Below are 9,642 nucleotides of genomic sequence, written 5' to 3' on the forward strand. Positions count from 1 at the left end.
TCGTCTGTACCGCTGTGGTCTGAACGCAGAACGAACAGGCCGAAAGCACGAACAGCCCCCGACGGACTCGGGGCACGTAACTCACCATCTCAGACTATTTCCACAGGTCGGGGACAAGACGGAAGGGGGCAGCCCCTCAACGCCGCACGCGGCCCGCCCGAGGACGGGAGCGACTACACCGCCGCCGCCCAGATACTCACCGCACTCGGCGCCACCGGCATCGACCCGCTGAGCGACAACCCGGACAAGGCGGCGCAGCTGGCCGGCCTCGGATTCCTGCCTATCGCACCGACCAGCGAGCGATCGGCCGGCCGCCCGGGCCGCTGCCCGTCCGGATCTTCACCCCCCAGATTCTCGGCAGCGACGGCGGCAAGCTCTCGAAGAGCCTGCCGCGCGAGGCCGCCGAGGCCGGCGGGCGCCCCGCCGGACGGCACCACCACCTCCACATGGCTGTTCGACCCCTCGGCCTGGCCCGGCACCCCCGCGGACTACGTCGAAGCGCTTCCGCCCGTTACTTCTTCACTGCGCCACCCAGTAGCGCCAAAAGGCTACCGAGCGGCAGTCCCGTTTCCTCGGTGTCGAGCGGCACGACGGTCGCCCTTACCGCATAGGGGCAGTGTCGGCGACGGTACCTCGGACGGCGTGCCACGACGTGCGAACGCGTCGGTATGGTGCACACACTTGATCGTGTTGATCGATCACTGGCCACTGTTCGGTCTGCGGCTGAGTACACCAAGGCTAGAGCTCCGTTTGCCGCACTCGGATGAGCTGGCAGAACTGGCCGACCTCGCCGCAGCGGGTGTGCATGGCCCTGAGATGATGCCGTTCAGCAGCGCGTGGACGGACCTTCCCCCGGTCGGCCGAGCGCGCGCGGTGATACAGCAACACTGCCTCAGAGTCGGCAGCTGGACCCCGGACAACTGGTCGCTCAACCTGGCGGTCTTCAAGAACGGCCGAGTGGTGGGAGCTCAGGCACTCGCGGCGAGGTCGTTCGATCTGGTGCGTGAGGTCAACACCGCATCATGGCTCGGACTTCCCCACCAGGGGCGCGGGCTTGGCACTGAGATGCGGGCCGCCGTCCTCTTCCTGGCGTTTGCCGGCTTGGGTGCTGCTGAGGCCACCACTGGTGCGTTTCTTGACAACACGGCGTCTCTCGCGGTGTCGAGGAAGTTAGGTTACCGACACGACGGCACAGAACGGCGAATCGTCAGAGGCCAGGCCACCATCATGCGGCGCTTGCGACTGACCCGAGAGCAATGGGAAGCCCACCGTACGCTTGAGATCGACACTGTCGGTCTAGCCCCCTGTCTGCCACTGTTCGGAGCGGCAGGAGGGGATGGCACCTTCTCATCCACCGCGAGCATCTGAGAGCGCACCACTTCCTGACTTAGTGTCATATTTGATGACGATGCCTCACGGAATGTAGTCTCCCACCCCGAGAACTGGACTTGCTTGCACGGGATTTGAGATGTCCCGGAGGCCGATACCATCTACTGCCATGACAACCGCATCCCCTCGCCCAGGAACGCCGGACAAGCCCACGCTCGACGGCCTCGAGACAAAGTGGGCCTGGACCTGGGACGAGCAGGGCGTATACAGATTCGACCGCACCGCCACGCGCGAGCAGGTTTACTCGATCGACACCCCGCCACCCACGGTGAGCGGCAGCCTGCATGTGGGACACGTCTTCTCCTACACGCAGACCGACACGATTGCCCGCTTCCAGCGCATGCGGGGCAAGAACGTCTTCTACCCGATGGGCTGGGACGACAACGGCCTGCCGACCGAGCGTCGCGTCCAGAACTACTTCGGCGTTCGGTGTGAGCCGTCCCTCCCTTACGACCCCGGCTTCAGCCCGCCCGAGACCCCTGGCAAGCAGCAGATCCCCGTCTCCCGCCAGAACTTCATCGAGCTGTGTGAGCGGCTTACGGTTGAGGACGAGAAGGTCTTCGAGAGTCTGTGGCGCAGGCTCGGCCTCTCCGTTGACTGGCGGCACACGTATCAGACCATCAACAGTCGTTCCAGGGCAGTCTCGCAGCTGGCCTTCCTGCGCAATCTGGCCCGCGGTGAGGCGTATCAGGCCGAGGCTCCAACGCTCTGGGACATCACCTTCAGAACCGCGGTCGCCCAAGCCGAACTCGAAGACCGTGAGCGTCCGAGCGCTTACTACCATCTGCTTTTCGATGCGCCCGGTGGGCAGGCTGTAGAGATCGCGACCACCCGACCCGAACTGCTGCCGGCCTGCGTGGCGCTGGTGGCGCATCCCGACGATGAACGCTTCCAGAAACTGTTTGGCACTACGGTGCGCACACCGGCCTTCGGGGTCGAGGTTCCGGTGCTCGCCCACCGCCTGGCCGACCCGGAGAAGGGCACCGGCCTTGTCATGGTCTGTACCTTCGGTGACACCACTGACGTGGTGTGGTGGCGTGAGCTCAACCTCAGCACCCGCCCGGTTCTCGGACGCGATGGTCGCTTCCTCCCGGACCCGCCGGCCGGTCTCGACACGCCAGGGGCCAAGGCGGCCTACGCGCAGCTCGCCGGAGCGACGCCGCACACCGCCCGTGAGCGACTGGTGGAGATGCTCCGTGCCAGCGGTGCGATGGCCGGAGAACCGCGCCATTTCAACCATATGGTGAAGTTCTACGAGAAGGGCGACAAGCCTCTCGAGATCGTCACCAGCCGCCAGTGGTACCTCCGCAATGGCGGCCGGGACGAGGCTCTTCGCGAAACGCTGCTGGGCCGCGGCAGGGAACTGAGCTGGCACCCAGACCACATGCAGCACCGGTATCAGGCGTGGGTGGAAGGCCTCAACGGCGACTGGCTGATCAGCCGTCAGCGGTTCTTCGGCGTCCCGGTGCCGGTCTGGTACCGGCTTGATTCGGCTGGAAACCCCACCGATGAGCTGCTCCTTCCGGCGGAAGGCTCGCTGCCTGTTGACCCGACCAGCCAGGTACCGCCCGGCTTCGCCGAAGACCAGCGTGACGCTCCGGGCGGCTTCACTGGAGACCCCGATGTGATGGACACCTGGGCGACGTCCTCCCTCACACCGCAGATCGCCGGCGGATGGTCTTACGACGACGACCTGTTCGACCGGGTCTTCCCGATGGACCTGCGCCCGCAGGCACACGAGATCATCCGAACCTGGCTGTTCTCCACGGTAGTCCGCGCGGATCTGGAGCACGACGAGCTGCCCTGGCGGCACGCGGCGATCAGCGGCTGGATCCTCGATCCGGACCGCAAGAAGATGTCCAAATCGAAGGGGAACGTCGTTACCCCGCTCGACCTCCTGGACCAGCACGGCTCGGACGCTGTGCGTTACTGGGCCGCCAGCGCCAGGCCCGGCACCGACACGGCCTTCGAGATCGCCCAAATGAAGATCGGCCGCCGCCTCGCCATCAAGATCCTCAACGCGTCGAAGTTCGTCCTCGGCCTCGGCGCCGACCAGCCGGACGCCTTGGTGACCCGGCCCCTCGACCAGGCGCTCCTCGCGCACCTCGCCGAGGTGGTTGGCGAGGCCACCGAGCAACTTGAAGGCTACGACTACGCCCGCGCTCTGGAGACCGTCGAGCGGTGCTTCTGGGCGTTCTGCGACGACTACGTCGAGCTGGTCAAGAATCGTGCCTATGGTGAGAGTGGAGAGGGGCCCGCAGCGTCGGCCCAAGCCACCCTCGCCCATGCGCTCTCAGTACTTTTGCGCCTCCTGGCACCGTTCCTGCCGTTCGCAACCGAAGAGGCATGGAGCTGGTGGCAAACCGGCTCGATCCACCGCGCGCAGTGGCCCACCGCGGTTGAGCTGCGGGAGCGTGCGCCGGTCGGCGATCCCCAACTGCTCGGCGTGGCGGCCGAGGCGATCGCGGCTGTCCGGAAGGCGAAGAGTGCCGCCCAGCTGTCGATGCGGGCGGACGTGGCGAAGGTAGTCGCCCGTGGGGCGGAACCGGCGTTGGCGCTACTGCGCCAGGTGCTCCCTGACGTCCAGTCGGCAGGGCATGTCCTCGACGTGACCTTCGAGACGGCTGACTCGGAAGACATTACGTACGAAATCTTCCTGTAGCCAGGACAGTTCATGGCGGTGGCGCCTGCTCATCCCGGCGATGATCAGGCGCCACCGTTCTGCTTTTTCCTGGCGGGCAGTCGGTAGATGGGTCGAACCAACTTCGCGGCGAAGCAACGCAGTTTCGGACAACGCGAACGCCGGAGCCCAAAAGGTTGCGCGGAGCCTCCCGGGTCGTACTAGAGTCTGAACCTCAGAGTGACGATCGACCACCTCTACGTAGGCACTCCAGGGAGCGCCACGGCCTGCTCCATGCAAACGGCCTGGCCGGCCAACCACCGGAGCGGTCCCACTCGACGGCCGACCTGAAGACTCTCCGCACGCTTCCCGTCATGCCTTCATCGAGCACCAGAGATGTCGTTCATCCCTCTGTTGGCGCGTCACAAGAACCACACCCCAGTGCGCCTGGACCCACCAGGCCCACGGCCGATCCACGGGAGGTGCCCGTGCAAATCGCAGTGCAGGACCCCGAGAAGCACACCACGTACATCCTCGACCCGTCCTCGTTGGCGGACTTCGAGTTGAGCAACGCCCAATCCGGCGACGGGGCCGACATCGTGTTCGTGTTGCCGTCCCAGACCCTGTGCGACCAGGTGCCGGTGGTGCCGGGCGCTGGTTCGGGCGATCAGTCGATCCTGATCTCCGACCCTGACAGTGACCGGCGGTGGCTGCTGACCCGCTCAGACCTGGAGCGGTTCGCCGCCCCCACGAGCTCGGCGGCCAACGAGGCCGTGTGGTTCTCGATGCCGGGAACGGCCGCCGGCATCTACACGGCGGTTCCGCTCTTCCGTCGCGCCCTCGTCCAGAACAGCTCCTGAGTATGCGGCGGCCCGCGACAGGCATCCCCGCCGCGGGCCCTCCCGCCCGGTCCTGTTTCTGCGACCCTCGAGGTACGTGATCAATGGACAGAGTACGAGTCTTCCCGGCACGAGCCATGGCCCCCCAGATCCAGGCCGATTCGCGGTGGATCTCCGTTGACGCGGGCACCCGCCAGGCCTACATGCTCTCCGGCAAGGACCGGGAGTGCACGCTGCTCTCGTGGATCGCCCGAGGCCCCGGCCGCGAGGCGAGCGACGAGTTCACCACGGCGGTCCAGCACCTCGGAATGACGCTGGACGAGACTGGGGCCGCACCGGCCCAGGACTTCCTCGCCTTCTACCGCCGCCTCAATCTCGGTTACCCGTTCCTCGACTACAGCGTGGAGGCCAGCCACGAGGTCGACCGCGCGCTCATGGACGGCTACGCGGCTCACGCAGGACCGCCTCCAGCTACAACACCGCGCTCCGGACCACAGACCACGTTGCCGAAGGCTGAGCTACCGGTTGGCCAGTTGGCCGCGAATGCAGGTGTCGATCTTCTTGCGGCCTGGCTGGGGACCGCCGGACGGATCACCGGTCGCCGCGAGGGCCGGCACGGACCGATCGTGCTCAAGACCAGCCCGTCCGGCGGGGCCCGGCATCCCACAGATCTTGGTGTGCTCATCGGTACTGGATGGCCCGCCGAACTGCAAGGCGCATGGTGGTACGACGGCGATCGGCACACGCTCGTCCCTGCAGGCTCCGACATCCCGATGGAGGCGGAGGTGCCACCCTTCGGCATCGCCTTCGTCGTCTCCAGCCATGTCCAGCGCGCCATGTGGCGCTACCGCGACGTGCGGGCGCTCCGCCCAGTCCTCATCGACGCAGGACACGTGGTGGAGACCCTGAACATGGCAGTTCAGGCAACAGGGTGGAGCACGGCCTGGTTGCCGATTCCAGCGTTCACCGGCACTGATCCGATTCTCGGACTGCTGCTTGCCACGCCGGCACCGGCCGAGGTGTCTGCCCGGCCGGTGCCGACAACCGGTTCCATCGCACCCGCGGACTCCGAGTACCGCACCAACCCGTTCCTGTCTCTTGTCCCTGCGGCAACCGGCCTGTACGCCCAGGTCCACTCGGAGCCCGTGACACTCGTCGCCCTTTCACCGGCCGCGGTAACCGCGCTCGCCTACGCAAACCCGAGCGCGAGAGGTGACCGGCCCTCGTCCCTCGCGCACATCCGCGACCAGAGCGGCGCATCACAGGACGAACTCTCCGTGCTGGTTGCAGCGCGTGCACTCGTCCCCGCAACTCAGGCCGAGGCCCTGTGGACAGCAGCGCAGCCGTGGATCAACGCCAGCTGGTTTCCCTCCCTGCTCGTTCACGCAGACGCAGCCTGCGAGGCCCGGACGACGTCACACAAGGCGAGCACCAGCACGTCCGGTGGACCACTGCCCTGGTCAGCGCTACCCGCAGCTCTGGCCGCGCGTCGTACCAGCCGCTCCTTCACTCACCAGGCAGTGCCGGCCAGGATCCTGGACACCCTGCTGCCGATTCTGCGCGACTCGCGCTGCGGCGTTCGGCTGAGTCTCCTGCTGCCCTGCGGGAATCTCGACGCCGGCGCCTACCGGAAAGACGGGGCCAGGACGCTGCTCCGCATAGGGGAAGCTCCCAGCTCTGAGGACATTCAGCGTGCCGCCATCGGCCAGCCCTGGACCGCGGGCATCTCCCTGGTTGTCTGGCTCGTGCCGGAGCAGCACGGGGAGGGCCCTGCCGCATGGGAGGAGTCCCTGATCCAGTGTGGCCGGGACGCCCAGCGCATAGCTGTGGCGCTGGCGACCGATCGGTCCGTCGGCGTGTTCCAGAGCCCGGCGCTCGTCGACGACCTGCTCGTACCGCTCACCGACCTCGATGCATCGGTCGACGGTGCGTATCTGGTCGGTGTCGGGGCTCTCCGTTCGCGGATGTCCACGCACAGCGCTGACGGGCTTGAGGAGGGGAACGTCAATGACTGACAGGACCTCACCCCTCTGGGCCGCTGCGGAACGGTCGGACGGGGCATGGGAGGTGGTCGACAACCGGACAAGCATGCTGTACGTCATCGACGGGACCCTCGGTGCTCGTCTCTGGCAGAACGACCAGCTGTGGACGATCCCTCTCCAAGCGGCATTCGACGTGGCTGTGTCGCAGATCCAGACACACCCGACGTCCAATCTCGACGACGAGGGGCTGTTCCCGTTCCTCGACGTCGAAGTGGGGGGCGTGACTGTGCGATACCTGGCAGACGACAAGGCCCACCGAGACACCCTCCAGGTGAACCTCGATGTCGCGCGCCCGCGACTCCGGGGCACCGCGGATGTGCTTCTACGGCTGCGTCCGGGGGTCCGAATCGACCTGCTCCACCGCTCGGTCAGCGGCAACCGGGCCGGCGTCGAGTATCGGATGCCCCGCGACCCTCAATGGCGCCCTTACACCGGCATGTTGCCTGCTCTGCCGCCGCTGCTCACTCCTCCCTACCGCAGACGGTTCTCCGCACTCCACGCGGCCCTTCTGGTGATGCCGTCCGGCCGTAGCGTGATCGTGTGTGGAAACCAGAAGGCCGGCAAGACCACCGCCGCCCGCTGGGCTCGAGACACAGGGCTCGCCGCGACAGCCACAGATGAAGTCGTGCTGCTCGACACGATGACCGGTGTGGCGTTTGGCGTCCCGCTGGCCCAAGCCGTCCGGCAGGGAGACCAACGCACAACCGTTCCCCTCCCTGCCGGCTCGGCCACTCATCTCGGTGCGACGTTTCCCATTGGACTGGTAGTACTCACACCTGCCCCAGTGGTACCCGCCGGCTTCCTGCAGGCGGCAGGCACGGAACAGGAGTCCATGGCCTGGCTTGCGGAGCACATGCGTGATGCCGGAGCCGATCCGGCAGCCACGCGCCGGATCGTGCGGGAGTTGGTTTCCCGAGTCCATGTCCACCGCCTCGGTGTATCGCCCTGGCCCGGATTGCAAACGGACCTCGCGGCCGGTCTCGCCCCCCTGCTCAAGACGCTGGAGCAATCCTGATGACGTCGCGCGCCGTTCGTCGACTCGACGAGGTAGACCGCCTTGCTGTCCAGCAAGGCGACCTCCCGCCTCAGCTCGTCGCCCGAGTACGGACAGCCAACGAGGCCGCCGTCCAGCATGCCGCCACACGGCTCCGGGCGCGGCTCGGCGACCGCGTGGTGGCCGCGTTGGCAGCGCCTTGTACCGAGCCGGCCCTCGGCACTGCCAAGGGAGACACCGCTGCGCTGCCGTGCGGGCGTGCGCAGTACGAGTGGTGGCTCACTGCGGAGCCCCGACTGGTCGCCAACGCGACAACCGGGGCGAACGCGGACATGGAGTTCCGTGATGCCAAAGGCAAGCTCCCGGGAGAACGGTTCGGGAACCGGCTGGAACCCGACTCCGACACCTTCCAGATGGACATCCACCGAGTAAGGCGGGCTCTCACCGAAGGCATCACGCTCGGGATCCGCCAGTTCGATCGCTGCATCCCGTCACTGGCCGAGCTGGTGGACGACATCATCGCCGTGTCCGGTGCCGACGTCTTCACGAAGCTGTTCGTCTCCGCCGGGAGCACCAGCATCACGGGCTGGCACTCGGACCGTCAGGACGTCATCGCCTTCATGCTCTGGGGCAGCAAGCGATTCCAGCTCGGAGACTGGGACACCCCCGAGGGAGGCCCGCCCAGCCAAGTGGTCTTGGACGAGGTCCTTCACGAAGGAGACTGTCTCCTCTTTCCGGAAGGACATCCGCATCAGGCAGTTCCGCTCGGCGAGGACAGCGGTTTGCTTTCCATCGCGCTGCTCCGCCGCCACAACTGGATTTCCCGTGACCAGGTCCCGATCCATCTGGGCGCGGCCGAGTTCCCCCCGAGCGACGAGGCGTACCGGAAGCTGCTTCGTGCTCGAACCGGACCGTCAGCCGAACCCGTTCCATCGATCAAGGTCGGCCGGGTCCGCTCGTTGATCCCAGGTGGCGTGGAGCTGCTCGGATCGGCGTCAAGCGGAGAGATCGTCTTCGCCGCAGCCGGTGGTGTCTTCGGCGCCAGCACGCAGGCTGTGGCCCTCCTGGCGGACCTCCACGCAGACTCCCCGACCACCGTTCATGCGGCGAAGTCCGACCCAGCCGAGAGAGCGGACAGCACGATTGCAGCCAGCCTCATCGAGGCTGGCCTGATCGCCTGTGTCCCCTAGATCCAGCGCACCGCGGCCCTTCGCCCTGTCCGGCGGCCTTGCACGACGATAGGGAGTAACCATCGCCCCACCCGAAGGGGCAGTCGGGCGGATCAACTCAACTGCCCCTTCGGGGCGCTGGTCAGTCCCCAGTGGCCCGGTGCACCAGGTCGGCCGGATCGGTGTTGGACCCGCACAGGACCACACAGACCTTCTCGCCGCCTCCGGGCCGGTAGCTGCGGCTCGCCGTGGCGGGGCGGGTCGGCAGATCGCGGTCGGGGACATGCTGGTCCGGTGAGGTCAGCGCGGCGAAGGCGGTGGCAGCTCCGTGCTCGACGGCCACCTTGCGATGGTCCCACAGCGCCCGGCGGGCGCGGACGATCTCGTCATCCGGCACCAGCACGGAGTGGACGCCGTCCTGCTGGGCGGCGGCGAGGGCCATGGCGGAGGTGCGGCGGGCCCCGAGGGAATCGGCGGCGATCGAGTCCTCCCGGACGGGGGGGGGGGGCGGGGGGGTCCAACAGGGCGCCGCGCCCCACCCGGGCCGGGGGGGGCGGAGGGGGGGGGCCAGACCCCCCCCGCGGGCCAA

7 protein-coding genes and 1 pseudogene are annotated in these 9,642 nt (G+C 67.3%); 7 read left to right on the forward strand and 1 reads right to left on the reverse strand.

The genetic code is table 11. The annotated features are described in order from the left end of the window. Nucleotides 1–96 precede the first annotated feature (96 nt). The 7 genes and pseudogenes from ACIO5D_RS38285 to ACIO5D_RS38315 all read left to right on the forward strand — a co-directional run. A pseudogene (locus ACIO5D_RS38285) lies at nucleotides 97–261 on the forward strand (hypothetical protein); the annotation flags it as partial. Between the two features lie 426 nt (nucleotides 262–687). Beyond that, nucleotides 688–1,368 (forward strand): GNAT family N-acetyltransferase, encoded by a 681-nt coding sequence (locus tag ACIO5D_RS38290; RefSeq protein ID WP_400800920.1) that lies wholly within the window; start codon nucleotides 688–690, stop codon nucleotides 1,366–1,368. Nucleotides 1,369–1,498: 130 nt separating this feature from the next. Continuing rightward, nucleotides 1,499–4,051 carry a valine--tRNA ligase gene (gene valS, locus ACIO5D_RS38295; protein ID WP_400660185.1) on the forward strand — a complete coding sequence of 851 codons (2,553 nt, stop codon included), beginning with the start codon at nucleotides 1,499–1,501 and terminating at the stop codon, nucleotides 4,049–4,051. A gap of 446 nt (nucleotides 4,052–4,497) precedes the next feature. Then, on the forward strand, nucleotides 4,498–4,869 hold the full coding sequence (locus ACIO5D_RS38300; RefSeq protein ID WP_400660182.1) for a hypothetical protein: 372 nt from the start codon (nucleotides 4,498–4,500) through the stop codon (nucleotides 4,867–4,869). A gap of 116 nt (nucleotides 4,870–4,985) precedes the next feature. Continuing rightward, nucleotides 4,986–6,863, forward strand: coding sequence for a hypothetical protein (locus ACIO5D_RS38305; RefSeq protein ID WP_400800909.1), 1,878 nt, complete (start codon nucleotides 4,986–4,988; stop codon nucleotides 6,861–6,863). After that, complete coding sequence (locus tag ACIO5D_RS38310) at nucleotides 6,856–7,905, forward strand: hypothetical protein (protein ID WP_400800912.1); 1,050 nt, start codon at nucleotides 6,856–6,858, stop codon at nucleotides 7,903–7,905. Before ACIO5D_RS38305 ends, ACIO5D_RS38310 begins: the two co-directional genes overlap by 8 nt. Beyond that, complete coding sequence (locus ACIO5D_RS38315) at nucleotides 7,905–9,074, forward strand: JmjC domain-containing protein (RefSeq protein WP_400800915.1); 1,170 nt, start codon at nucleotides 7,905–7,907, stop codon at nucleotides 9,072–9,074. The genes ACIO5D_RS38310 and ACIO5D_RS38315 overlap by 1 nt, the downstream gene beginning before the upstream one ends. A gap of 121 nt (nucleotides 9,075–9,195) precedes the next feature. Here ACIO5D_RS38315 and ACIO5D_RS38320 read toward each other — a convergent pair whose 3' ends face one another. Beyond that, nucleotides 9,196–9,495, reverse strand: a complete 300-nt coding sequence (locus ACIO5D_RS38320; RefSeq protein WP_400800918.1) for a hypothetical protein — start codon at nucleotides 9,493–9,495, stop codon at nucleotides 9,196–9,198. Nucleotides 9,496–9,642: the final 147 nt, after the last annotated feature.

Origin of the sequence: Kitasatospora sp. NPDC087315, assembly GCF_044744345.1 — a bacterium.
Taxonomy (GTDB): Bacteria; Actinomycetota; Actinomycetes; order Streptomycetales; family Streptomycetaceae; genus Kitasatospora.

Coding starts and splice junctions, on each gene's coding strand:
- valS (WP_400660185.1), top strand. CDS start 1,499: ATGACAACCGCATCCCCTCGCCCAGGAACGCCGGACAAGCCCACGCTC.
- ACIO5D_RS38305 (WP_400800909.1), top strand. CDS start 4,986: ATGGCCCCCCAGATCCAGGCCGATTCGCGGTGGATCTCCGTTGACGCG.
- ACIO5D_RS38310 (WP_400800912.1), top strand. CDS start 6,856: ATGACTGACAGGACCTCACCCCTCTGGGCCGCTGCGGAACGGTCGGAC.
- ACIO5D_RS38315 (WP_400800915.1), top strand. CDS start 7,905: ATGACGTCGCGCGCCGTTCGTCGACTCGACGAGGTAGACCGCCTTGCT.
- ACIO5D_RS38320 (WP_400800918.1), bottom strand. CDS start 9,495: ATGGCCCTCGCCGCCGCCCAGCAGGACGGCGTCCACTCCGTGCTGGTG.